Here is a 24,208-nt window from a genome sequence, read left to right as displayed (position 1 = left end):
TCTACAAGGTAGATTGTATACGCGTTACGCACCCGTGCGCCGGTCGTCGGCGGTGCAAGCACCCCGTTACCCCTCGACTTGCATGTGTTAAGCCTGCCGCTAGCGTTCATCCTGAGCCAGGATCAAACTCTTCATCGTTAATTTTTAAATATTGTAACAATTACAAGGTCTGTTTCAAGTATCAAATCTTACGATCCAATACCTACTCAAAATATTCTTCTAGTCTTAATTCTTATCTTTTGGTTTCTTCTGCCGTTCTTGCGAACAACATTGAAACGCGCTGTCAATTCAATATATCAATGAACATATCCCATCTGCTCTTTCGAGCCGTCTTCCCAAAGGGAAGAATTAAATGGACTTATTGTGGAAATAAAAGGAGTTGAACCTCTTTCTTAACTACCCAACCTCGGGATCTCTTTTCAATAACTAATCGTGAACTTTACTACCGCTCAAAGCGGCTGCAAATATACAATGCTTTTTCTTTATCTTCCAAAACTATTTGAAGTTTTTTTTAGATAAATTTTTTAAGAACTTCGTCTCTTAAAACGTACATCATATTCTCACTAATCAAGGAACTTTTTGTGCCGCTAAACGCGGCTGCAAATATACCAACTTTAAATTCATTCCGGCAAACTTATTCTAAACTTTTTTTAAGTTAATTTCTAACCCTAAAAACGCTTGAATCTACCAGTATACAATGAACTTAGCCTCCAAATCAACTACTCGCTGATCGCTTAGCGGGTGCAAATATACAGTTCTTTTATGTTCCCCCGCAAGTTTTAAAAATAAAATATCAATTTATTTTCAACCTCTTCTCAAAAAAGCGGGGAACTAAAATACAATAATTTTCTAATCAATTCCAAATCAGATCGATATAAATTTTTAGTCATTTTAAATAAAGAAAAGTTTTTTAAATGTTAACTTAAAAATATTGAAAGTGATCCCACTTTCCTATAGTTACCACTATTCCGTTTTAACTTAACCTCTCCTCCTATTATAATAAAATAGCGAAAAACACTCATTATGCTCTCTCTATATAATAGAGCAATAAAACAATCCTTACCTCTTATAATATATAATGACAAACTCTTCTCCAAACTCTTGTATTGTGTTAGGGATAGCAACAACATCCTTTTGGCGGTATGGAATATATGTTTCTCTATATAATAGTAGATGATCTATTAGTCTAAATATAAATAAGACATTAGTGAATAGACAAAAGATAGCGTGAATAGCCCGACCCCGATTTTTTAAATCGGGGGAACACCCAAATAATATTCATGAATATATAGACCTTGTATATTGTGCAACCACATTTAACCTATTATCTTTGCCCACTTAAGATAGGAATATGATAAAAATAAGTTTGCCTGATGGCACTATTAAGGAATTTGAAAGTGGTGCTACCCCAATGGATGTAGCTAAAAGTATAAGTGAGGGATTTGCACGGAATGTGGTTTCTGCAAAATTTAATGATACTGTGGTAGAAGCTTCCACTCCACTTAATACAGATGGTAGTCTTATATTATATACGTGGAAAGATAAGGAAGGGAAAAAAGCATTTTGGCATTCTACTTCTCACGTTATGGCGCAGGCCATTGAGCAGTTATATCCAGGATCCAAATTAACCATTGGACCAGCTATTGAAAATGGCTTTTATTATGATGTAGATTTTGGGGAACAAAAGATTTCTGAAAACGATTTTAAGGAGATAGAGGATAAAATGCTAGAAATAGCTCGTGAAAAACATGAATTTAGCATGAGGTCTTCTACCAAGGCTGAAGCCTTATCTTATTATAAAGAACAAAACAATCTTTTTAAAGTTGAGCTTATTGAAAATCTGGAAGATGGAACTATCACTTTTTGCGACCATGACACCTTTACAGATCTATGCCGTGGCGGACATATTCCGAATACCGGAATTATTAAAGCCGTAAAATTAATGAGTGTTGCCGGAGCTTACTGGAGAGGAGACGAAAAAAACCCTCAACTTACAAGAGTTTATGGAGTTTCATTTCCAAAACAAAAAGACCTTAAGGAATATTTAGAATTATTAGAGGAAGCAAAAAAACGTGATCATAGAAAACTAGGAAAAGAATTGCAACTTTTCACGTTTTCTCAAAAAGTGGGACAAGGTTTGCCATTATGGCTTCCTAAAGGTGCAGCCTTAAGAGAGCGTTTGGAGAATTTTTTGAAAGCAGCTCAGAAAAAAGCTGGTTACGAAATGGTGATCACTCCACATATTGGTCAAAAAGAACTTTATGTGACCTCTGGTCATTATGAAAAATATGGTGCAGATAGTTTTCAGCCTATCCTGACTCCTAATGAAGGAGAAGAATTTTTATTGAAACCTATGAACTGCCCACATCACTGTGAAATTTATAATTCGGCTCCATGGAGTTACAAAGACCTTCCGAAACGATTTGCTGAATTTGGAACGGTTTATAGATATGAACAAAGTGGTGAATTACATGGTTTAACTCGTGTTAGAGGTTTTACTCAAGATGATGCACATATCTTTTGTACTCCAAATCAATTAGATTCTGAATTTAAAAAAGTAATAGACCTTACCTTATATGTTTTCGAATCTTTAGGTTTCGACGAATTTACAGCTCAGGTTTCTTTAAGAGATCCTGAAAACAAGGAAAAATATATTGGGAATGATGATGTATGGGAAAAGGCTGAAAATGCTATTCTTTCAGCAGCAAAAGAAAAGGGTCTTAATTATGTAGTTGAAACTGGAGAAGCAGCATTTTATGGTCCAAAATTAGACTTTATGGTGAAGGACGCTTTAGGCAGAAGCTGGCAACTTGGCACAATTCAAGTAGATTATAATCTGCCAGAACGTTTTGAACTGACATACAAAGGAAGCGACAATGAAATGCATAGACCAGTAATGATCCATAGAGCGCCATTTGGTAGCATGGAACGCTTTGTTGCTGTGCTTTTAGAAAACACTGGAGGAAATTTCCCTCTTTGGTTAACACCGGAACAAGCTATTGTACTCTCTCTCAGCGAGAAATATGAAAAATACTCACAAAAAGTTTTAGATTTGCTTGAAAATGACGAAATTCGCGCAGTGTCCGACGACCGAAGCGAGACCATTGGCAAGAAAATAAGGGATGCTGAAATGAGTAAAGTACCTTATATGCTGATTATTGGAGAGCAAGAAGAGAAGGATGGTACAGTTTCTGTACGTAGACATGGGGAAGGCGATATTGGCACAATGCTAATTGAAGACTTTACCAAATTAGTAAATAACGAAATCAAAAAAACGCATAAAGCGTTTGAAGTATAATTAAAATTAGACAGCCATAGCAATACGTAGAAAAAGATCGAAGCGACCGCTAAGAGAAATTAAAGAAGACCAACACCGCATTAACGGAAAAATCCGGGCAGAAGAGTTACGACTTGTTGGCGACAACATCGAAATGGGAGTATATCCCACTACAAAAGCAATGGAATTTGCTGAAGAGCAAGGTCTAGATCTTGTGGAAATTTCTCCTAATGCGAAACCACCAGTTGCAAAGGTGATGGACTATAAGAAGTTTCTTTATGAGCAAAAGAAACGAGAAAAAGTCTTAAAGGCGAAAGCAAGTAAAGTAGTGGTTAAAGAAATTCGATTTGGTCCACAAACCGATGACCATGATTATGAATTCAAAAAGCGTAATGCTGAGAAATTCCTAAAAGATGGAGCCAAGCTTAAGGCTTTTGTATTCTTTAAAGGAAGGTCTATTGTTTTTAAAGATCAGGGTCAGATATTACTTCTTCGTCTTGCAACAGATTTAGAAGAAGTAGGTAAAGTGGAACAAATGCCTAAACTGGAAGGAAAACGTATGACAATGTTTCTCTCTCCTAGAAAAACGAAATAAGAACGTTAATTATAAAATTACACGAGCATGCCTAAAATGAAAACTAAATCCAGTGCCAAAAAGCGTTTTAAGCTTACAGGTACAGGTAAAATTAAAAGAAAGCACGCGTTTAAAAGTCACATCTTAACAAAGAAGTCTAAAAAACGTAAGCTTGCTCTAACGCACAGTACTTTAGTACATAGTGCAGATGAGAAAAATATCAAAACTCAACTACGTTTAAAGTAGATTGAAGTTTTTGATGGTTTAAACTATTTAAAAACCCTGGAGTAGTGCAATGAAAGTATTCAGAATTAATAATTTATGAATCGCCTTCTTCAAAAACAATTAAAATTATGCCAAGATCAGTAAATTCAGTTGCCAAGAGAGCCAGAAGAAAAAAGGTTCTTAAGCAAGCAAAAGGTTACTTTGGACGTCGTAAAAACGTTTGGACAGTAGCAAAAAACGCGGTTGACAAAGCAATGTTATATGCTTATAGAGACCGTAAAAACAACAAAAGAAATTTCCGTTCTCTTTGGATTGTGCGTATTAACGCGGGAGCTAGAATACACGGGATGTCTTATTCTCAGTTTATGGGAGGTTTAAAATCTGCAAAAATCGATTTAAACCGTAAGGTTTTAGCCGATCTAGCAATGAACCATCCAGAAGCGTTTGGAGCTATAGTTAACAAAGTAAAATAATATTTTTCACGATTAACGTTCTTATATTTAAAAACCCACTCTAGTAGAGTGGGTTTTTTTGTTTGTAGTATTTTTAGAGCTTCGGAAAATTCATGTTGTCTGGTTTTAGAACCTGAAACAATTTTGAAAGTTATAGAAGGAGAGAGAGAGAGAGAGAGTGACATCTAACTTTATTTTTAAGTCAAAAAGAGGATTTGACAAGCTACCTTGACGTATTTTCAAAGTTACTCCCAATAAGAGACCCTGAAACTAGTTCAGGGTGACGATACTGTTTTAACTGCCGTCATGCTGAACTCGTTTCAGCATCTTTCATACGTCAATTTCCTACGCTAGATAAATTTTATTATCACAGGTCTCAGCCTGACATTCGGATTATTTTAAGTTTTCATTCGAATGAAATGAGGAATCTCTGCTAAGATGTATTTAGATACTTTCAGATCGTAGCTATGTTAAGAATCACATCGGTTTAAGTTTTTTGTTTCTTTTTCTTTGCGGCTGGAAACAATACATTATTTAAAATTAATCTATAACCTGGAGAAGTTGGATGTAATTCCAATTCGGTTTTAGGATCTCCTACCCTGTGTTGATAATCTTCTGGATCATGGCCCCCATAAAAAGTAAAAAAACCACGACCTTTTATACCGTGAATATAGCGAGCTTCTTCATTCAATTTACTTTCAGCTAGAACCAGTATATTAGATTTTAGCGTCGCTCTATTAAATGCAGTTGTCTGCCCCATAAAGCCCTTAACTAACATAGTATGATTTTGGTTTAACATGGTAGGAATAGGATCCCATTTTGCAGAAAACTCCATTAAAGTGAAATAATCTGTATTTGTAGCTATTTGTCTCTTATCTGTCATGTCTATAGAGGAGAATTCGTAGATCATCGGGTTTCGTTCTAAAATGAAATCTTTAAATGCAAAAGTATTTTCAAAATCTATTTTACCTTGATAGCCTGGATCGCTAGGATCTCCATCGAACATAGGCTCAGCTATGTCTATTCCTGCAGCGGCAAGCGCAATATCAAAACTATCGGTAGCGCTGCACATTGCAAACATAAACCCACCACCTATAACATAATCTCTAATCTTTAAGGCTACAGCCAATTTTTCTTCAGAAACTTTTGAATATCCTAATTTAGTAGCTAATGCTTCAGCATCTGCTTTTTCTTTTATATACCAAGGAGTGGTTCTATAATTTCTATAAAACTTACCATACTGTCCTGTAAAATCTTCATGATGCAAATGAAGCCAATCATATAATAAAAGAGCATCTCCCAGTACCGCTTCATCATAAATAGTTTCGTAGGGAATTTCGGCATAAGTTAACACCATCGTTACGGCATCGTCCCAAGGTTTATTCCCTGTTGGGGCATAAACTGCTATTTTAGGAGCTTTTTCTAAAATAACTGCTTCCATATTTCTGGAAGGACTCTGAATTTCTTCCAGTATTGATTGTGACTTTTCATCACTCAAAACTTCAAAAGAAACACCTCGAATTTTACATTCCCTTCTTAAAGCTTCAGTATCTGAAATAAGAAAAGAACCTCCTCTATAGTTAAGCAACCACTGTACATTTAAATTATTCTGAAGAGCAAAATATGTAATCCCGTATGCTTTTAAATGATTCTCTTGGGTTTGAGCATCCATAGGAATCAATATCTGAGAGGCTTGTATTTGAAAAGAAATAAAAAATAAACCCAGTACAAAAATTAAATTTTTTATACCGGGTGGTAATTGGCAACTATATTGGTTGGAATAGAATACACTATCAACACAACATGTAGGTTTGTTTTCACTATAAGATTTGGGAACTACTTTAAAGTAGTTATAAAATAAATTTTTAAAACGGCACGTCGTTATCATCATCATTAAAATCATCGTTCATCGAGCTTCCGAAGGCTTCATCTGCCGAAGGACTAGGCAATTTACTACCACCAAAAGGATCTTCGCTTTCACCCTCATTCATTTTAGAATGAAACTCTCCAAATGGAGAATCAAAGTCATCTAAGTTATCAAATTTACCAAGATGCCCAACAAATTTCAAGCGGACACTCTCCAGACCACCATTACGGTGTTTAGCAACAATGAATTCACCCTGCCCAGCTGTTGGAGAGCGTTCTTCATCATCCCATTCATCAATTTTATAATACTCTGGGCGGTAAATAAATGAAACAATATCGGCATCCTGCTCTATCGCTCCAGATTCCCTCAAATCACTTAATAAAGGTCTTTTACTTCCTCCACGAGTTTCTACAGCACGAGATAGTTGAGAGAGCGCAATAACAGGTATTGCTAATTCCTTAGCTAAGGCTTTTAAGTTTCTAGAGATTGTAGATATTTCCTGTTCCCTATTCCCTCCTTTAACTGAGCTCCCAGCCGTCATTAACTGCAAGTAATCTACCATTATCATTTTTATACCATGCTGTGATGCCAATCTCCTAGCTTTTGCTCTAAGATCAAAAATGGATAATGATGGAGTATCATCTATAAATAACGGAGCCTTCTCCAGATCTTTTACCTTAACATTTAATTGCTCCCACTCATGGGTTTCTAAATTCCCAGTTCTAAGTTTTTCTGAAGATAATCCTGTTTCCGAAGATATTAGTCGAGTGATCAATTGTACCGCAGACATCTCCAAGGAGAAGAATGCAACAGGAATATTATGTCCCACGGCAATATTTCGAGCCATGGATAATGTTAATGCCGTTTTACCCATACCCGGACGAGCAGCGATAATAATTAAATCACTAGGCTGCCAACCAGAAGTAAGCTTATCTAATTTATCAAAGCCTGATGGCACTCCACTTAATCCATCTTTATTGGAAATTTCCTGAATTCTGTTTTTTGCCTGAATAACCAAACTATGTGCCGTCTCTGAAGAACGTTTAATGTTCCCCTGAGTAACTTCATACAATTTGGATTCCGCAGTATCTAAAAGATCAAAAACGTCGGTTGCTTCATCGTAAGACTGTTCAATAATTTCGTTAGAAATTTTAATTAGACTTCGCTGAATATATTTTTGAAGAATGATCCGGGCATGAAATTCAATATGCGCAGAAGAGGATACTTTTTGGGTTAGTTGGATCAAATACCATTCGCCACCTACTTTATCTAAATTTCCATCCTTACGCAATTGATTAGAAACGGTTAATAAGTCAATCGCCTCTGTGTTCTCAAAGAGTTTATAGATAGCCTCATAGATCAATTTATGCCCAGTTTTATAAAACACATCGGAGTGTAAAATATCTATAATTTCATCTACTCCTTTTTTATCGATCATCATGGCTCCAAGCACAACCTCTTCTAAATCAACAGCTTGTGGGGGGATTTTGCCTTTCTCAAGACTTACAACATTGCCTTGGCCATAGTTTAGTTTTTGTGGGATTGTAACTTTTTCCATATTACGAATGTAAATAATTTGTTAAGATATCCTTAATTAAAAGGATACAACTTAGTTCACAGGTAATAAACAATTTCCCTGTTGATAACTTAATATTTTTGTTGATAAGGCCAAAAAAATCCGAAGAAAATCTTCGGATTTTTTTGAATGTATGACTAAGAAAGAACTAATCTTTAAAGACACCCATATTAGAATACTTATCCATTCTTTTATTTACCAATTCCTTTGGTGATAAGTTTCGGAACTCATTATAAGAAGACAAAATTGAATTTTTTACCGTATCAAAAGTTTCCTCTCTATTAGTATGAGCACCTCCAAGTGGTTCTTTTACGATTTCGTCTATTAACTTTTGCTTTTTCATGTCTATAGCAGTAAGTTTTAAGGCATCTGCTGCTATTTCTTTATATTCCCAACTTCTCCATAAAATAGAAGAACAAGATTCCGGAGAAATCACAGAGTACCAAGTGTTTTCCAACATAAGAACTTTATCTCCTACTCCAATTCCTAAGGCACCACCACTAGCTCCTTCCCCTATAATCACCACTATAATTGGCACTTTTAGGCGAGTCATTTCTAATATGTTTCTAGCAATAGCCTCTCCCTGTCCTCTTTCTTCTGCTTCCAATCCTGGATATGCTCCTGGAGTATCTACAAAGGTCACAACCGGAACTCCAAACTTCTCTGCAGATTTCATTAAGCGTAATGCTTTACGATATCCTTCGGGGTTTGCCATTCCAAAATTACGATACTGTCTTGTTTTGGTATTAAATCCTTTTTGTTGACCCACAAACATAAAGCTCTGGTCTCCAATTTTCCCAAGACCACCAATCATTGCTTTATCATCTTTTACATTTCTATCCCCATGAAGTTCAAGAAAAGTATCACCGCAAATTGCTTTTATATAATCTAGGGTGTAAGGTCTATTAGGATGTCTTGAAAGTTGAACACGTTGCCAAGCTGTAAGATTCTTATAGATCCCTTTTTTGGTCTCTATTAATTTCTTCTCGATCTGTTTACAGGTAGCAGTAACATCTACTTCACTTTCTGCCCCTATATTACAAGCCTTTTGGTATTGTTCCTCTAACTCTTTAATGGGTAATTCAAAATCTAAATATTCCATGTTAAGTTATTGTGTTTTTTAATTAGCCTACAAATATAACAAACTTTGAAAGGAAGAATTCCTAAGATATCTTATTAATTTTTCGTTTTGTTTTAAGAAAGCCATTCAGGATAACAGTAGACAGAATTAGCAAGGCTCCATAATAGAATTGGGGATTCATTTGCTCTTTACTACCAAATATTAAAAATGCCAAAAATATTCCATATATAGGCTCCAAGTTGATTGTGAGCATTATAGTATACGGGCTTAGATGTTTCATTACAGCAACTGCTGCAATAAAGGCGTAAGCTGTACATATAGAGGAGAGAATTAATAAATACCACCAATCTTCAGAAGAAATAGTAAAAAAAGAAAGATTAAATCCCTCATCTCCACCACTACTGAAGGACATTATAGCTAAATAAATACTTATTGCGACTACCCCAGTTAAAAGCTCATAGAATGAAATCACTGAAGGAGCAGTGTCTCTTATCAATTTACCATTCATTAAAGTGAAAATAGCAGACAAGAAAGCTGAAATTAATCCTAAAATTATCCCCAGAGTATATTTTGTTTCTACCTGAAAAATAATATACAAGCCTATAATTACTAACAACCCAAACAGGATTTAAGACCGTTGCAAGGAATAAATTGTTGAAAATCGGAGTATAAAAACAATTTAATCAATTGATATTTAATTGGTTAAGTCTTATTTTTAATGTATGAAATTACAGAAACAACCCACATTGGCAGACACAGTTTGCGATTTGAGAGCAAGAAAGATAAAAACAACATTTTTTAATCAAATAAATGCGCTGATCGATTGGGACACAATCGAAAAACTAATAGATGCCGATTATTCCAAAGGAAAAAGTGCTGTAGGCAAACCTTCCTATAACGGCCTGTTGTTATTTAAAATGTGTCTTTTGCAAAGTTGGTACGGATTGAGCGATTATGAAGTAGAAGATCGATTGAACGATAGTATCTCATTCAGTTATTTTTGTGGAATGCACATAGATGAAGTTGCACCCGACCATAGTACCTTAAGCAGATTTAGAACCGCACTAACCAAAACCAAGACCTTTGAGAAGCTCTTCGGTTCGATCAATGACCAGCTTGAGGCTCACAAGATCATTGTCAAAAAAGGAATTATAGTGGATGCCAGTGTCATAGACACGCCACTTCGACCAAAAGGAAAGACCAATCACAAGGTAACCGAAGATCGCTCGGACCAAGAGGTAGCAGTACAAAAAGAGTATGCCGAGAGTGTAGATAAAGATGGTACCTGGCTAAAGAAAAGAGGGAAATATCATTTTGGGTTTAAAAAACATCACGTTACAGATCAAGAAGGACTTGTCTTGGGAGTATTGACCACCACGGCAAGTAAAAACGAGATAGCCAATTTAGAAGAAGTGCTGGAAACAGTGAACGTAGATTTGCCAAAAGATATTCCATTAAAAGCCGACAAAGGCTATCAATCGAAGAAAAACATGGAGCTGTTGAAAAAAAGGAATCTGAAAAATCATATTCTAAAAAAGGCAAAAAAGAATAAACCATTGACCTATTGGGAGAAGAAGTTCAATAAATTGATCGGTAAAACAAGGTTCAAGGTAGAGCGGACATTTGGCGGGATAAAAAGATGGTTCAGCGGAGGATTGGCAAGATACCGGGGAATGGAAAAAATGCATACCCAAAACCTGATGGAGGCCATGTGCTATAATTTGTATCGAAGTCCAGGGATAATTGCGTCCAATTGTAAAAACTAAGAGAAAAACAGTAAGAAAATGAATTCTAAAGACAAAAAAACGAAGTAAAAACCACAGTTCTTGATAAAAAACAATCGGAAATCCATCTAAAAAATGGATTGCAGTAATTTATTGAATTTTGCAACAGTCTTGATTTCATAACCCACAAACTTTCGTTTATAAAAAATAGGCTCTAGGATAGAAGTAAAAAAAGCTCCTGTAGAAAGTAAAGCTAATGTAATAGAGACATTAGATACTTTTATTGCAGCAAAAAATGTTAGCCAATGCAACGCGATCACAATGCCGGCAATTATTAGAACCCCTAATTTTCTTTTTGTAAGCTTTAGATTTCGTTTTCTCAATTTGATGTACAAGAAAACAAAACCACTAGCAAGCAACATTCTGTACCAAACTAAGGGAACTGCATCTAAAGATATTAATGCCCCTAAAACTGCGGTAAATCCCCAAATAAAAACAATTACGTGAAAATGGAGGTAGCTTCTAAGTTTATCGTTTGGCATTGAACAAAAGATAGATAGCTAAAATCCCAAAAGACACATTAGGAAACCACACTGCAATTAGCGGTGAAAAAGTAGATTGCTCTGCCAATGTCCCAAAAACCTTGTCGAAGAATATAAAAATAAAAGCCAAGGAGATCCCTAAAGCTAAATTTACTCCCATTCCTCCTCTTCGTTTTATTGAAGAAACGGCAACGGCAATAATAGTAAGTATAAAAGCTGAAACAGGTAAACTCCATCTTTTGTAAGCTACCACCAGATACCTATTCATATTTCCAGAACCTCGCCTAGCTTCTTGATCTATAAAATCATTAAGTTCATTATAATTGAGGGTTTCGGCGATATAGGTAACAGGTGTTAATTCGTCAAATTCAAATGGTAGGATAGTATCTAAAGTTCGTTCATGAAAAATTTGATCCCCTTCTTCCCCTATAATTCTCTTATCAAAATTGCTTAAAGTGTAGGTGCTGTCTGCTTCGTTATACTGTAATCTTGAAGCGCTTAATTTGAATGTCAATTTATTCCCTTCAAAATGTTCTAAAGTAAAATTTCTAGCAGATTTCGATTTCGGCTGAAAGTTACTTGCGTAGATATATTCATCGTCATTTATCTGCCTATAAACATCACTGGTTTCCTTGACCTCTGCCCCCTTTTTGAGATATTGGTATTTAAACTCATTAAAACCTTTACTAGCATTTGGAGCCAAATACATACTCATTACCAAGGCGCCGATACAAACTATGGTTGCCCCAATCATGTAAGGTCTTAAAAATCGCCAAAACGAGACCCCACTACTTAAAAAAGCAATGATCTCTGTATTATTTGCAAGTTTTGAAGTGAACCAAATAACCGATAGAAATAAGAATAAAGGAAAAAGCAGATTTGCAAAGTAAATAGTAAAATCTAAATAATAAGCAGCAACTTCTATAAAAGGAACCTCATTTTCCAAGATCTTATCGATCTTTTCAGCAAGATTTACAATAATACCAATAGGAACAAACAGCAGTAGCATTAGGATAAAAGTCCCCAAATAGCGTTTTAATATGTACCAATCTAATATCTTCAATTTACAGGCGCTTATTCATTTGTTGTACCATTCTATTTTTCCAGCTGGCAAAATCTCCCGCTAAGATATGTTTTCTAGCCTCACGCGTTAACCAAAGGTAGAAACCTAGATTATGAATTGTAGCAATTTGCTTGCCCAATAATTCATTTACTGTAAAAAGATGTCTTAGATATGCTTTAGAGTAATCGGTATCAACAAATGTTATGGCCATATCATCTATTGGAGAGAAATCGTCATGCCATTTTTTATTCTTTATATTAATGGTTCCATGTGCCGTAAATAACATCCCATTTCTTGCATTTCTGGTAGGCATCACACAATCAAACATATCTATTCCCAGTGCAATGTTTTCCAAAATATTAATTGGAGTTCCTACTCCCATCAGGTACCTTGGTTTATCTTCAGGCAATACTTCTGTAACAACTTCCGTCATCGCATACATTTCTTCTGCAGGTTCCCCTACAGATAATCCCCCAATTGCATTTCCCTCTGCTCCTACAGATGCGATATATTCTGCAGATTGTTTTCTAAGATCTTTATAAGTACTTCCTTGAACAATTGGAAAAAATGCTTGACTGTAATCATACTCAAATGGAGTTTTCTCCAAATGGCTAATGCATCTATCCAACCATCTATGCGTCATGTGCATTGAACGTTTTGCATATTTATAATCGCAAGGATATGGTGTACATTCATCAAAAGCCATAATAATGTCGGCTCCAATGACACGCTGAATTTCCATTACATTTTCTGGAGTGAAAACATGATAAGAACCATCTATATGAGATTTGAATTTTACTCCATTCTCTTTAATTTTTCTTCTTTCTGAAAGCGAGTAAACCTGGTACCCACCACTATCTGTAAGTATACTTCTATCCCAATTCATAAATTTATGAAGCCCACCAGCTTTTTTTAAGATCTCGGTTTGAGGCCTTAGGTACAAGTGGTAAGTATTCCCTAAAATTATATCTGGATTAATATCTTCTTTTAATTCTCGTTGATGCACTCCTTTTACTGAACCAACGGTTCCTACGGGCATAAAAATCGGGGTTTCAATAACGCCGTGATCTGTTGTGATTTCTCCCGCACGTGCGTTGCTCTGGGGATCTTTAGCTAAAAGGTCAAACTTCATAGTATATTTTAAATAGCTGCAAAGATACTTAAGTAAAACTCATATAAAAGACCCATGATTTTAAAAATTGTTAGCTATTACACACAAATCGTTGATAACTGGCAACTTCTAACTTTGTGATACGTATTTAAAAACTTATTTTTGCAGCATTCATAAAAAACAACACAACACACAATGCCACACACTAAAGAATTAGAAAATTTTGTTACCCAGGTTCGCCGGGACATTTTAAGGCAAGTTCATAAAGTAAATTCAGGTCACCCTGGAGGATCTTTAGGCTGCGCCGAGTTTTTCACAGCTCTATATCAAGAGGTGATGGATTATAAAAGTGATTTTGATATGAACGGAATAGGAGAAGATCTTTTCTTTTTATCTAACGGTCATATATCTCCAGTTTTTTATAGCGTTTTAGCTAGAAGCGGTTTTTTCCCAGTGGAAGAACTAAATACTTTCAGATTAATAAATTCAAGATTGCAAGGACATCCTACAACGCATGAAGGATTACCTGGAATTCGGATTGCATCTGGTTCTTTAGGTCAAGGTTTATCTGTAGCAATTGGTACTGCGGAAGCAAAAAAACTGAATAAAGATTCTCATATAGTGTATACTTTACATGGAGATGGAGAATTACAAGAAGGCCAGAATTGGGAAGCTATTATGTATGCTGCTGGTAATAAAATAGACAACCTAATTTCTACTGTAGATGTTAACGGACAGCAGATCGATGGAGCTACAGAGCAGGTTTTACCAATGGGGAATCTTAAAGCTAAATTTGAAGCTTTTGGGTGGGATGTTCTAGAGGTGAAAGAAGGAAATGATATTTCTAAAGTTATTGAAGGATTAAATGAAGCGAAAAGCAGAACCGGAAAAGGAAAACCGGTATGTATTCTATTGACTACGGTAATGGGTCATGGGGTAGACTTTATGATGCATACTCATAAGTGGCATGGAGTAGCTCCTAATGATGAACAATTAGAGAATGCATTGGCTCAAAACCCTGAAACTCTTGGAGACTATTAATTTTAATTGCTATTTCTTTTAGAAATATTATTCAGACAAAATGAAAAAATACACAAATACAGGAAATAAAGATACAAGATCTGGTTTTGGTGCAGGTTTAGCTGAGCTTGGTAAAAACAACGAAAATGTTGTTGCCCTTTGCGCAGATCTAACTGGTTCATTAAAAATGGATGAGTTTAAAAAGAATCATCCAGAACGATTCTTTCAAATAGGAATTGCTGAAGCCAATATGATTGGTATTGCAGCTGGTATGACCATTGGAGGAAAAATACCGTTTACAGGTACATTTGCTAATTTTTCTACAGGAAGAGTTTACGACCAGATAAGACAAAGTGTAGCTTATTCTAATAAGAATGTGAAGATATGTGCATCTCACGCCGGTGTAACTCTAGGTGAAGATGGAGCTACCCATCAAATTTTGGAAGATATTGGCTTAATGAAAATGCTTCCTGGAATGACGGTTATTAATACATGTGATTTTAACCAGACCAAAGCTGCTACTTTAGCAATTGCAGAATTTGAAGGCCCGGTATATTTAAGGTTCGGACGTCCGAAAGTAGCAAACTTCACTCCTGAAAACGGAAAATTCGAGATTGGGAAAGCGGTGAATTTAATTGAAGGAACCGATGTAACGATTATCGCAACCGGACACTTAGTTTGGGAAGCTTTACAAGCTGCTGAACAATTGATCGAAAAAGGAATAAGTGCTGAAGTAATAAACATTCATACTATTAAACCTTTAGATGAGGAAGCTATTTTAGCTTCAGTAAAAAAGACTGGATGTGTTGTTACTGCTGAAGAACATAACTTCTTAGGAGGTTTAGGAGAAAGTGTTTCCAGAACATTGGTAGAAAATTTCCCTGCGCCACAAGAATTTGTTGCAACTAAAGATACCTTTGGTGAAAGTGGAACTCCAGAACAGTTAATGGAAAAATACGGATTGAATGCCGAAGCAATTGTAAAAGCTTCAGAAAAAGTATTAAAACGTAAATAGAAATTGATTACTTTATAGTTTAAACCCTTCAAACCTAGCGTTTGAGGGGTTTAATCTTTTTAGTAGAAAATAAACGGCATATTTTCTGCGTTATCTATAATCAAATTATAAAACTCAACTTATGAAAAAATTAATGGTACTTACGCTTATTTTAATTGGCGGGACTGCTATGGCTCAGGCCACTTATGGCCTTAAAGGAGGACTTAATTATGGTGCAACAGGAGATTACGAAAATTATTCTCAGGTGATTGAAGATGCCTCCACTGTAGTAGAAGGAAAAGAAAAAACAGGATATCATTTAGGAGGTTTTGCAAAATTCGAATTCCTTGGAATATTCCTACAGCCAGAATTGGTATATACCAGGCTAAATACTGAATATGATGAATTCGATTATAATATTGACAAGATTGACGCTCCTGTCTTAGTAGGTATAAACGTCTTAGGTCCCTTGAACATAAAAGCTGGACCTTCTTTTCAATATATTTTGAATAATGAGTTAGACAACGCCAATATTAAAATTTCTGATGTAGAAAATGAGATTAGTGTTGGTTATCAAATTGGAGTGGGAGTAACATTAGGAAACTTAGGTTTCGATGCTCGCTATGAAGGTGCTTTTGAAGAAAACAATGCCTATGGTGAAGCCGCTTTGGATCAAAATTTTAAAATAGACTCCAGACCTTCCCAGTGGATCTTAAGTGTTTCTTACACTCTAAATTAAGCGTAAAATTTAATACAATAAAAAAAGCCGCGAAGTGATTCGCGGCTTTTTTTGTTAAATCTCATTTACGTTTTCAAACTCTTCCGGATCAAGGTAGTTTGGAATTCCGTTCCCATTCTTATCAGGAAACACTATTGATCCATCTGCATTAATAATTATTTCATCCTTTGTTAAAGTTCCATCACCATCATCGTCTGCATCCAAATAGTTTGGTAATCTATTTTCATCGGAATCATCATTAGCAACGATCCTGTCATTATCCAAATCTTCTAAATAAGAAGGAATTCCATCTTGATCGTGATCTGCCTGGTTAACTTTGTATAATTGAAAGCTAAAGATCAATGGACTATAAGCAGGGATACTACCTTGCGAACCACTAAAATATCCCAAACCAGATGGCAAGAAGACTGCTCCTACTCCAAAGTCATCGGTAAACTGAACTGTATTATCATCATTAACACTAAAATTTGAAGCTCCTCCAAATTCCACAAGTGTTTCTGTTAAAGCCACAACTGCGATTCCAGGATTCCCTTGTGTTCTTGTTCCAGGATGATCGAACCAAACAGGGTTTGCTGTATTATCAAAAGAAATTTGATTCAATAACTCTCCCTTATAATTTTGAAAAGTGGAATCTGCAAAAGTAGGATGCTCTCCAAATCCTTCTCTAATTTTTAGAATATAGATATTATAATCTACCTCATTACGAGTTACAACCTTTGTTGCTAATAAATCTGAATCTATAAGCGGTGTTTTATCTATATTTGATCCAGCAATAGAATCAAATTTTATTCTATAATCGAACCCTTCCGCAGGGTTCTGAAAATCTTCTTCATTATAAAAATGTGTTTGCAAATAGGATATTAATGCTTCATCATCTTCTATGGCTTGTTCTCCCAGATCTCTAATAGGAACTGGTTCTGGCTCATTATCATCGTCTTTTTTACAGGATATTATAGAAATGCTTGTAAGCACCATTAGAATAAACAACTTTGTCAATCTCATCATTAGGTAAATTTAAGGCGGCAAGATACAATAATCTTGTATTTTTGCTTAAGAATTAGACAGTTTTAAGAAGCTAATATGAGAGTTGATAAGTTTTTATGGTGCGTGCGATATTTCAAAACAAGAAGTTTAGCTACTAACGCATGCAAAACGGGGAAAGTAAAAATTAAAGGAGCTAATGTTAAACCGTCCAGAGAGGTGTTTCCGCAAGATAAAATTACCATAAGAAAGAATCAGATTAACTATGAAATAGAGATTCTCGATGTTCCTACAAGTAGACTAGGGGCAAAATTAATAGGGCTTTATATTAATGATGTTACTCCTAAGGAAGCTTTTGAAAAAATGGAACTGCTAAAATACTCCAAAGACTATTATAGAAAAAAAGGGCTTGGAAGACCAACTAAAAAAGACAGAAGAGATATAGATGATTGGTTTGAAGAGAAAGGGGAGGAAAAGGATACAAAAGTAGAGAATAAAGAGGAAGATCTAAAAGAATGATTCTAGACGAGAATTACTGGGCGAAACGCTACAAGGAAAATAAAATAAAATGGGATATTGGAAAGGTCTCCACCCCTATCAAGGAATATATAAATCAGTTGGAAGATAAATCCCTGAAAATATTAATTCCCGGTTCAGGAAATTCTTATGAAGCGGAATATTTATATCACCAAGGTTTTAAAAATGTCTTTGTTGTAGACATTTTTAAAGAGCCTCTGGAGAACTTAAAAAATAGAATACATAGCTTTCCAGAAGAACATTTGTTACAAAAAGATTTTTTCGATTTAAATCTGCAATTCGATCTAATTTTAGAGCAAACTTTCTTTTGCGCTTTAAATATTGATCTTCGGCCGAAATATGCAGAAAAAATGAAAGAGCTATTAAAAACCAATGGCAAATTGGTAGGCTTATTTTTCAATTTTGAGCTTACTAAATCTGGTCCTCCATTTGGAGGTAGTCAAGAAGAATATAAAGATTTATTTCAGCCATATTTTGAAATACTAAAACTAGAAAATTGTTATAATTCCATTACTCCAAGATCTGGGAATGAATTGTTTTTTATCTTTAAAAAAAATAAATAATCTATGCCAACCTCAAACAAGATTCTCAACAACGAGCAAATTCAGCATAAAATTAAACGCATCGCCTATCAGATATACGAGAGTAATTTAGACGAAACAGAGCTTATTTTAGCTGGAATTGCAAATAGCGGATTCGTTTTTGCAAAAAGGCTTAAAACTGTTTTGGAGGGAATTTCAGACTTAAATGTCATCTTATGTGAGGTGAAATTAGATAAGAAAAATCCTTTAAGTGGCGTAAAAACCTCCTTAGCTTCAACTGAGTACCAAAATAAATCCATCGTCTTAATAGATGATGTACTTAACTCCGGAACTACATTGATCTATGGAATCAAGCATTTCCTAGAAGTGCCCTTAAAGCAGTTTAAAACAGCTGTCCTTGTAGATAGAAGCCATAAAAAATATCCTGTAAAAGCAGATTTCAAAGGAATTTCTCTTTCTACTTCATTGAATGAAACCGTAAAAGTGACTTTTTCCGAAGGAAGAGATAAAGTAGAATTATTTTAGCTTATCAGCTATTTCATTAGCTATTTCATTAGGAGTTCGGTTTTCTACATTAACCACTAGATCTGATTGGTTATAGTAATAACCACGCTCAAATAAATGCTTTCTAACAAAATCTTCAAGATCGTCTTCTGTCTCCAAATGACTAATCATTGGTCTTTGTGCTTTTTCTTTATACAATCGTTTTACCAAAAATTCTACCGAAGCTTTTAGATATACCATTTTAGACTCTGGGAAGTTCTTAATAAGATCTAAGTTGGTACCATAACAAGGTGTTCCGCCACCTAAAGCCACTGTAAGGTTATTGGGGTCTTCTAGTACATCTTCCAGTATCCTGGTCTCCATTTTTCTAAAATATAATTCCCCTTTTAATTTAAAAATTTCGGGAATCGTCAATTCTTCAATTAAAGAAATTTGGTCGTCTATATCTATTAGAGGATAAGCTAATTTTGTGGACAATTTTTGTGAAACAACAGATTTACCGGAACCCATATATCCTGAAAGAAATATTTTCATACTGAAAAAGAGGTGTTTAGAAATTAATTTAAAACATTTACAAATTTATATTAAATTCCTCTTGAAAAATAAATTAATGATAGTATATTTGCACCCGCAATTGCAAAACAACGCATACAATGATTTGGTAGCTCAGTTGGTAGAGCATCTCCCTTTTAAGGAGAGGGTCCTGGGTTCGAGCCCCAGCCAGATCACTTAATTTTTTGGATTAATTTCCACAATGTTCTTTACAATTTAGATTTGGTAGCTCAGTTGGTAGAGCATCTCCCTTTTAAGGAGAGGGTCCTGGGTTCGAGCCCCAGCCAGATCACTAGATTTTAGTTCTAACTAAAATTATTTCCACGGCCCTTTAGAAATTTAATTTCGAAGTGCGTATTTTGCCCGGGTGCTGGAATTGGTAGACAGGCATGGTTGAGGGCCATGTGTCCATTAGGGCGTGCGGGTTCAAGTCCCGCTCCGGGTACTATTTAAATTCCATTCCCAGTTATCACCAACTTTTAATTTTTCCTATTCTTTTTCTTCAATATGATTTTCTACAACAAAGGTTTCTGTAACTTTATCATATAGATTCTGATTCTCTTTATCCCACAACAACCACACCACAGGAATTATTAAAAATCCACCTAAGTATTTTAATAATTCACGAATAGCCCCATCTGAAGCATAATTATAATCTTTACCAGACTTAGAAGAAATAACTTTTAGCCCCAACAATTTATGTCCTAAGTTTCCAGAAAATATTGGATAAAAAATAAATCCGGTAACAATTGAAGCTAATGCTGAATAAAGCATGTTTGCCACCGAAACTTCCCTGTTCAAGTAATCATCTACCGAATTTCCAAGTATATTATAATATATTAAGGCAATTATGAGATATATAATTCCTTCTAACAAATGTGCTAAAAGTCGCTTTCCTTTAGATGCTATTTTATATTGATATTCGGGAGTTTGCTCCATGATTGCTAAATTATAATTTAAGCTAAATTGAGTGCGAAAATATCATTTATAAACCAATACCCCTATTTAAATTTAAACAGCTGTTAAATTCAATATTCTGATCCCAAAAAAACAGTCTTAATATCTCATTAATTCTTTTGTTTAATTATTTAACGCAATAGTTAAACATTTTAACATTACTTCAAAATTATCACTCAAAATTTTATGTAGATTTGCTATTATTATTTCAAGCTACCCCATGGAACAGGTTAAACAGAATTTCAGCATAAAAGATTTAGAACACCTTAGTGGTATTAAAGCCCATACTATTAGGATTTGGGAAAAGAGATACAACATTCTTACTCCCAATAGAACTGAAACTAATATTAGAACTTACGATCTGGAAGGTCTACAGAAGATTTTAAATGTGACTTTCCTGAATGACCATGGTTACAAAATTTCCCGAATCGCAAAATTAACTGATCCCGAAATTGGAAAGATGGTAAAGGAAGTGGCCTCTACTGCAAGCGAAGAAAATAGAGCCATTAATTCTTTTAAGATCTCTATGGTTAATTTTGATTCTAATTTATTCCATAAAACTTATCTCAATCTCCTAGAATCTAAGAGTTTTAGAGAAATATTTTTACAGATCTTTATACCTCTATTAAATGAAATAGGTCTTTTATGGCAAACAGATACTATTAATCCTGTTCATGAACACTTTTTAGTGGGTTTAATAAAGCAAAAACTATATTTAAATATCGCTCAACTAGAAACATCTGGAGACTATAATGGCGAGGAACTTTATGTTCTTTTTTTACCAGAAAATGAGATTCATGATCTAGGAATATTATATTTAAATTATGAGCTTAATTTTCATCATAAAAAGACCATTTATCTTGGACCAAGTATGCCTTTAAAAGATATGAGATATCTTTTAGAAATTCATCCAAACCCAACTTTTATAAGTTATCTTACCACTGAGCCTCGAGAACTTTCTGATTTCATAAAGGAGTTTGATGTTTTTTTAGGTAAAGACAAAAAAATGGAACTCAATCTTTTTGGAAGTAAGATACAATCTGTAGATCCCAATAGTCTATCACCAAATATCAAAATATACAAATCTATTCCTGAGTTTGCTAATCAATTTTCAAGTTAATGAGTAAAACGGTAAGTATAATAGGTTCTGGTTTCGCATCTCTTGCTGCGGCTTCTTACTTAGCAAAAGATGGATACGATGTCTCTATTTACGAGAAAAATACGGACTTAGGAGGACGAGCAAGACAATTCGAAAAGGATGGATTTACTTTTGATATGGGACCTTCTTGGTATTGGATGCCAGATGTGTTCGAGCGTTTTTTTGCCGATTTCGGTAAAACGCCATCAGATTATTACACATTAAACAAATTGGATCCAGCTTATAAAGTTTTTTTTGAAGGTGGAAAGAGCATCACTATAGAAGATACTCTAGAAAAAATTTATGTGGCTTTTGAAAAAGAGGAAAAAGGAAGTTCTAAAAAACTTAAAAAATTTATAAATCAGGCGCAGAGCAATTATAATATTGCCATTAAAGATCTTGTCTATAGACCAGGCGTATCACCATTAGAGCTTATTACTCCAGCCACAATTAAAAAGCTTGGACAATTTTTTGGAACTATTGCTGCAGATGTACGTAGTGAGTTTAAAAATAAGAACCTTATTCAGATATTAGAATTTCCAGTCTTATTTCTAGGCGCTAAACCTAGCGATACCCCATCTTTCTATAGCTTTATGAATTATGCCGACTTTGGTCTAGGTACATGGCATCCTAAAGGAGGAATGAATTTAGTAATCCAAGGCATGATCTCTTTAGCAGAATCTTTAGGAGTTAAGTTCCACACTAATGCTTCAGCAGAAAAAATAAATGTTTCTGAAGGAAAAGCAAAAAGTATTACTATAGATGGAAAAGAAATAGCATCAGATATTATTTTAACAGGTGCAGATTATCATCACAGTGAAACTTTATTGGAATCTAAATACCGTCAATATTCTGAAAAGTACTGGGAGAAAAAGACCTTCGCTCCTTCCTCTTTACTTTTCTATGTTGGTTTCAGTAAAAAACTAAAAAATATCGAGCATCATAACTTGTTCTTCGATGTAGATTTTGAAGCTCACGCGAAAGACATTTACGATGTTCCTAAATGGCCGAAAGATCCACTTTTTTATGCAAATTTCACCTCTGTAACAGATGCTAACACTGCGCCAGAAAATTGTGAAAATGGCTTTTTTCTTATTCCATTAGCTCCAGGCATAGAAGATACTGCAGAATTGAGAGAAGAATATTTTGAAAAGATTATTACTAGATTCGAAAAACTCTCAAACCAAAAGGTAAAAAAATTCGTTATATTTAAAGAATCGTTTTGCGTAAATGACTTTATTAAAGAGTACAATAGTTATAAGGGAAATGCATACGGAATGGCAAATACCCTTTTACAAACTGCCTTTTTGAGACCCAAATTAATGAGCAGCAAAGTAAAAGGTTTGTTTTTTACCGGACAACTTACCGTTCCTGGTCCAGGAGTTCCTCCTGCACTTATTTCAGGAAAATTAGTATCTGGTCTCATTCAAAAAGAATTTACAATATGAAATCGATTTTCGACACAGTTTCTCGCGCTTGTAGCCAGACAGTAACTAATTCGTATAGCACTTCGTTCTCGATGGCTACAAAAATGCTAGCTCCTTCAATTAGGCAGGATATTTACAATATTTATGGATTTGTAAGGTTTGCAGATGAAATTGTAGATTCCTTCCATGACTACAATAAAGAACAATTACTAGAAGATTTCACTCAGGATCTTTATAAAGCAATAGACCGTAAAATAAGTCTGAACCCTATTTTAAATTCTTTCCAGGAAACGGTACACAAGTATAAAATAGAACCTGAGCTTTATAATGCATTTTTAAAAAGCATGAAATTAGATTTACATAAATCTACCTATCTAACTCAAGAAGATTACAAAGAATATATTTATGGTAGTGCAGATGTTGTTGGCTTAATGTGTTTAAAAATTTTTGTGAAGGGGGATAATAAAAAGTATGAAGAATTAAAAGATTCTGCAATGAGTTTGGGATCGGCCTTTCAAAAAGTTAATTTTCTGAGAGATCTAAAAGCAGATTTTGAAGATCTAAGCAGAAGTTATTTTCCAGGCACAAATTTGGCCGCACTAGACGAAGTTAGCAAACAAAAGATTATTTTTGAAATTGAAGAAGATTTTAGCGCAGGATTAAAAGGCATTGTTAAATTACCTGTAGAAGCAAAATTTGGAGTTTATACGGCCTATATTTATTACAGCAAACTACTACATAAATTAAAAAAAGTACCATCTCTGGAAATTAAGAATAAACGCATAAGCGTTCCTAATTACCAGAAAGCTGGATTGCTTGCAAAATCTTATATCTCATATAGGTTAAATTTAATATAATGGAACTCATACTTTGGATCGTAATTTTTATCGCTACCTTTTTAATGATGGAAGGTATGGCATGGTTCACTCATAAATATATAATGCATGGTTTTTTGTGGAAATTGCATCAAGATCATCATAAAAAAGACCACAGCCACTGGTGGGAAAGAAACGATCTCTTTTTCGTTTTCTACGCCATAGTTAGTATCACATTTATTCTTTTATGGAGACTCGAAGGTCTCTGGATAGGTTTACCAATTGGATTAGGGATCCTCGCCTACGGAATTGCATATTTTATGGTGCATGATATTTTCATACACCAACGATTTAAAATATTTAGAAACGCTAATAATAAATATGCAAAGGGAGTTAGGAGAGCACACAAAATGCATCATAAACATCTAGGTAAAGATGAAGGAGAGTGTTTTGGAATGCTTTGGGTACCTTTCAAATATTTCAATAAATAAATTCGTATACAAACACCCA

The 24,208-nt window shown here is 34.7% G+C and carries 24 protein-coding genes, 3 tRNA genes and 1 pseudogene; 18 read left to right on the top strand and 10 right to left on the bottom strand.

Annotated elements, in window-relative coordinates:
* Positions 1-1,351 precede the first annotated feature (1,351 nt).
* The 4 genes from thrS (at position 1,352) to rplT (ending at position 4,549) form a co-directional block, all read left to right on the top strand.
* Positions 1,352-3,298, top strand: a complete 1,947-nt coding sequence (thrS, locus tag H033_RS0108345; protein ID WP_026837899.1) for a threonine--tRNA ligase — start codon at positions 1,352-1,354, stop codon at positions 3,296-3,298.
* 58 nt (positions 3,299-3,356) lie between these two features.
* Positions 3,357-3,872 (top strand): translation initiation factor IF-3, encoded by a 516-nt coding sequence (gene infC / locus H033_RS0108340; RefSeq protein ID WP_262489315.1) that lies wholly within the window; start codon positions 3,357-3,359, stop codon positions 3,870-3,872.
* A gap of 27 nt (positions 3,873-3,899) precedes the next feature.
* On the top strand, positions 3,900-4,097 hold the full coding sequence (gene rpmI / locus H033_RS0108335) for a 50S ribosomal protein L35 (RefSeq protein WP_026837897.1): 198 nt from the start codon (positions 3,900-3,902) through the stop codon (positions 4,095-4,097).
* Positions 4,098-4,204: 107 nt separating this feature from the next.
* The gene (rplT, locus tag H033_RS0108330) at positions 4,205-4,549 is read left to right on the top strand and encodes a 50S ribosomal protein L20 (protein ID WP_026837896.1); all 345 of its coding nucleotides are present in this window, start codon (positions 4,205-4,207) and stop codon (positions 4,547-4,549) included.
* 466 nt (positions 4,550-5,015) lie between these two features.
* On the opposite strand, the gene H033_RS0108325 is transcribed toward rplT, so the two are convergent.
* From H033_RS0108325 to H033_RS19835, 4 genes are all read right to left on the bottom strand, one after another.
* On the bottom strand, positions 5,016-6,275 hold the full coding sequence (locus H033_RS0108325; RefSeq protein WP_051227942.1) for a hypothetical protein: 1,260 nt from the start codon (positions 6,273-6,275) through the stop codon (positions 5,016-5,018).
* Between the two features lie 118 nt (positions 6,276-6,393).
* Positions 6,394-7,953, bottom strand: coding sequence for a replicative DNA helicase (gene dnaB / locus H033_RS0108320; protein ID WP_026837894.1), 1,560 nt, complete (start codon positions 7,951-7,953; stop codon positions 6,394-6,396).
* Positions 7,954-8,119: 166 nt separating this feature from the next.
* Positions 8,120-9,073 carry an acetyl-CoA carboxylase carboxyltransferase subunit alpha gene (locus H033_RS0108315; protein ID WP_026837893.1) on the bottom strand — a complete coding sequence of 318 codons (954 nt, stop codon included), beginning with the start codon at positions 9,071-9,073 and terminating at the stop codon, positions 8,120-8,122.
* 61 nt (positions 9,074-9,134) lie between these two features.
* Positions 9,135-9,668: a DMT family transporter gene (locus H033_RS19835; protein WP_316928631.1), complete on the bottom strand. Its 534-nt coding sequence runs from the start codon at positions 9,666-9,668 to the stop codon at positions 9,135-9,137.
* A 106-nt stretch (positions 9,669-9,774) separates the two neighbouring features.
* Here H033_RS19835 and H033_RS0108305 point away from each other — a divergent pair, with 106 nt between their 5' ends.
* Positions 9,775-10,818, top strand: a complete 1,044-nt coding sequence (locus H033_RS0108305) for an IS5 family transposase (RefSeq protein WP_026837892.1) — start codon at positions 9,775-9,777, stop codon at positions 10,816-10,818.
* A gap of 131 nt (positions 10,819-10,949) precedes the next feature.
* On the opposite strand, the pseudogene H033_RS19830 reads toward H033_RS0108305, so the two are convergent.
* The 3 genes and pseudogenes from H033_RS19830 to tgt form a co-directional block, all read right to left on the bottom strand.
* A pseudogene (locus H033_RS19830) lies at positions 10,950-11,318 on the bottom strand (EamA family transporter); the annotation flags it as partial.
* Positions 11,305-12,381 (bottom strand): LptF/LptG family permease, encoded by a 1,077-nt coding sequence (locus H033_RS0108295; RefSeq protein ID WP_026837891.1) that lies wholly within the window; start codon positions 12,379-12,381, stop codon positions 11,305-11,307. The pseudogene H033_RS19830 and the gene H033_RS0108295, both read right to left, overlap by 14 nt.
* Position 12,382: 1 nt before the next feature.
* Positions 12,383-13,513, bottom strand: coding sequence for a tRNA guanosine(34) transglycosylase Tgt (gene tgt, locus H033_RS0108290; protein WP_026837890.1), 1,131 nt, complete (start codon positions 13,511-13,513; stop codon positions 12,383-12,385).
* 174 nt (positions 13,514-13,687) lie between these two features.
* On the opposite strand from tgt, the gene H033_RS0108285 reads away from it, so the two are divergent.
* From H033_RS0108285 to H033_RS0108275, 3 genes are all read left to right on the top strand, one after another.
* Entirely contained in the window at positions 13,688-14,533 is an 846-nt protein-coding gene (locus tag H033_RS0108285) for a transketolase (RefSeq protein WP_026837889.1), read from the top strand.
* A gap of 40 nt (positions 14,534-14,573) precedes the next feature.
* Positions 14,574-15,527: a transketolase family protein gene (locus tag H033_RS0108280; RefSeq protein WP_026837888.1), complete on the top strand. Its 954-nt coding sequence runs from the start codon at positions 14,574-14,576 to the stop codon at positions 15,525-15,527.
* A 121-nt stretch (positions 15,528-15,648) separates the two neighbouring features.
* Entirely contained in the window at positions 15,649-16,245 is a 597-nt protein-coding gene (locus H033_RS0108275; RefSeq protein ID WP_026837887.1) for an outer membrane beta-barrel protein, read from the top strand.
* A 54-nt stretch (positions 16,246-16,299) separates the two neighbouring features.
* On the opposite strand, the gene H033_RS0108270 is transcribed toward H033_RS0108275, so the two are convergent.
* Positions 16,300-17,250 carry an FKBP-type peptidyl-prolyl cis-trans isomerase gene (locus H033_RS0108270; protein WP_231367578.1) on the bottom strand — a complete coding sequence of 317 codons (951 nt, stop codon included), beginning with the start codon at positions 17,248-17,250 and terminating at the stop codon, positions 16,300-16,302.
* A 75-nt stretch (positions 17,251-17,325) separates the two neighbouring features.
* Here H033_RS0108270 and H033_RS0108265 point away from each other — a divergent pair, with 75 nt between their 5' ends.
* From H033_RS0108265 to H033_RS0108255, 3 genes are read left to right on the top strand one after another with little or no spacing between them, the layout of a single operon-like run.
* Positions 17,326-17,745: an RNA-binding S4 domain-containing protein gene (locus H033_RS0108265; RefSeq protein WP_026837885.1), complete on the top strand. Its 420-nt coding sequence runs from the start codon at positions 17,326-17,328 to the stop codon at positions 17,743-17,745.
* Positions 17,742-18,326, top strand: coding sequence for a methyltransferase domain-containing protein (locus tag H033_RS0108260; protein WP_026837884.1), 585 nt, complete (start codon positions 17,742-17,744; stop codon positions 18,324-18,326). Before H033_RS0108265 ends, H033_RS0108260 begins: the two co-directional genes overlap by 4 nt.
* A 3-nt stretch (positions 18,327-18,329) precedes the next feature.
* Positions 18,330-18,830, top strand: coding sequence for a phosphoribosyltransferase family protein (locus H033_RS0108255; protein ID WP_026837883.1), 501 nt, complete (start codon positions 18,330-18,332; stop codon positions 18,828-18,830).
* On the opposite strand, the gene H033_RS0108250 is transcribed toward H033_RS0108255, so the two are convergent.
* Positions 18,822-19,343, bottom strand: a complete 522-nt coding sequence (locus H033_RS0108250) for a shikimate kinase (RefSeq protein WP_026837882.1) — start codon at positions 19,341-19,343, stop codon at positions 18,822-18,824. The genes H033_RS0108255 and H033_RS0108250 overlap by 9 nt on opposite strands.
* A gap of 121 nt (positions 19,344-19,464) precedes the next feature.
* On the opposite strand from H033_RS0108250, the gene H033_RS0108245 reads away from it, so the two are divergent.
* The 3 genes from H033_RS0108245 (at position 19,465) to H033_RS0108235 (ending at position 19,806) form a co-directional block, all read left to right on the top strand.
* A tRNA-Lys gene (locus H033_RS0108245) sits at positions 19,465-19,537 on the top strand.
* Between the two features lie 43 nt (positions 19,538-19,580).
* Positions 19,581-19,653: transfer RNA gene (locus H033_RS0108240), tRNA-Lys, on the top strand.
* Between the two features lie 69 nt (positions 19,654-19,722).
* Positions 19,723-19,806 (top strand) — tRNA-Leu (locus H033_RS0108235).
* 44 nt (positions 19,807-19,850) lie between these two features.
* On the opposite strand, the gene H033_RS0108230 is transcribed toward H033_RS0108235, so the two are convergent.
* Positions 19,851-20,300, bottom strand: a complete 450-nt coding sequence (locus H033_RS0108230) for an RDD family protein (RefSeq protein WP_026837881.1) — start codon at positions 20,298-20,300, stop codon at positions 19,851-19,853.
* A gap of 238 nt (positions 20,301-20,538) precedes the next feature.
* Here H033_RS0108230 and H033_RS0108225 point away from each other — a divergent pair, with 238 nt between their 5' ends.
* From H033_RS0108225 to H033_RS0108210, 4 genes are read left to right on the top strand one after another with little or no spacing between them, the layout of a single operon-like run.
* Complete coding sequence (locus H033_RS0108225; protein ID WP_026837880.1) at positions 20,539-21,438, top strand: MerR family transcriptional regulator; 900 nt, start codon at positions 20,539-20,541, stop codon at positions 21,436-21,438.
* Positions 21,438-22,904 (top strand): phytoene desaturase family protein, encoded by a 1,467-nt coding sequence (locus H033_RS0108220; protein WP_026837879.1) that lies wholly within the window; start codon positions 21,438-21,440, stop codon positions 22,902-22,904. Before H033_RS0108225 ends, H033_RS0108220 begins: the two co-directional genes overlap by 1 nt.
* A complete protein-coding gene (locus H033_RS0108215) occupies positions 22,901-23,740 on the top strand; it encodes a phytoene/squalene synthase family protein (protein WP_026837878.1) in 840 nt (279 codons plus the stop codon). The genes H033_RS0108220 and H033_RS0108215 overlap by 4 nt, the downstream gene beginning before the upstream one ends.
* Entirely contained in the window at positions 23,740-24,189 is a 450-nt protein-coding gene (locus tag H033_RS0108210; protein WP_026837877.1) for a sterol desaturase family protein, read from the top strand. Before H033_RS0108215 ends, H033_RS0108210 begins: the two co-directional genes overlap by 1 nt.
* Positions 24,190-24,208: the final 19 nt, after the last annotated feature.

This window comes from Gillisia sp. JM1, from assembly GCF_000424645.1.
Lineage (GTDB): Bacteria > Bacteroidota > Bacteroidia > Flavobacteriales > Flavobacteriaceae > Gillisia.
Note: the sequence above shows the minus strand (reverse complement) of the source record. Positions and strands in the feature narration are given on the sequence as shown.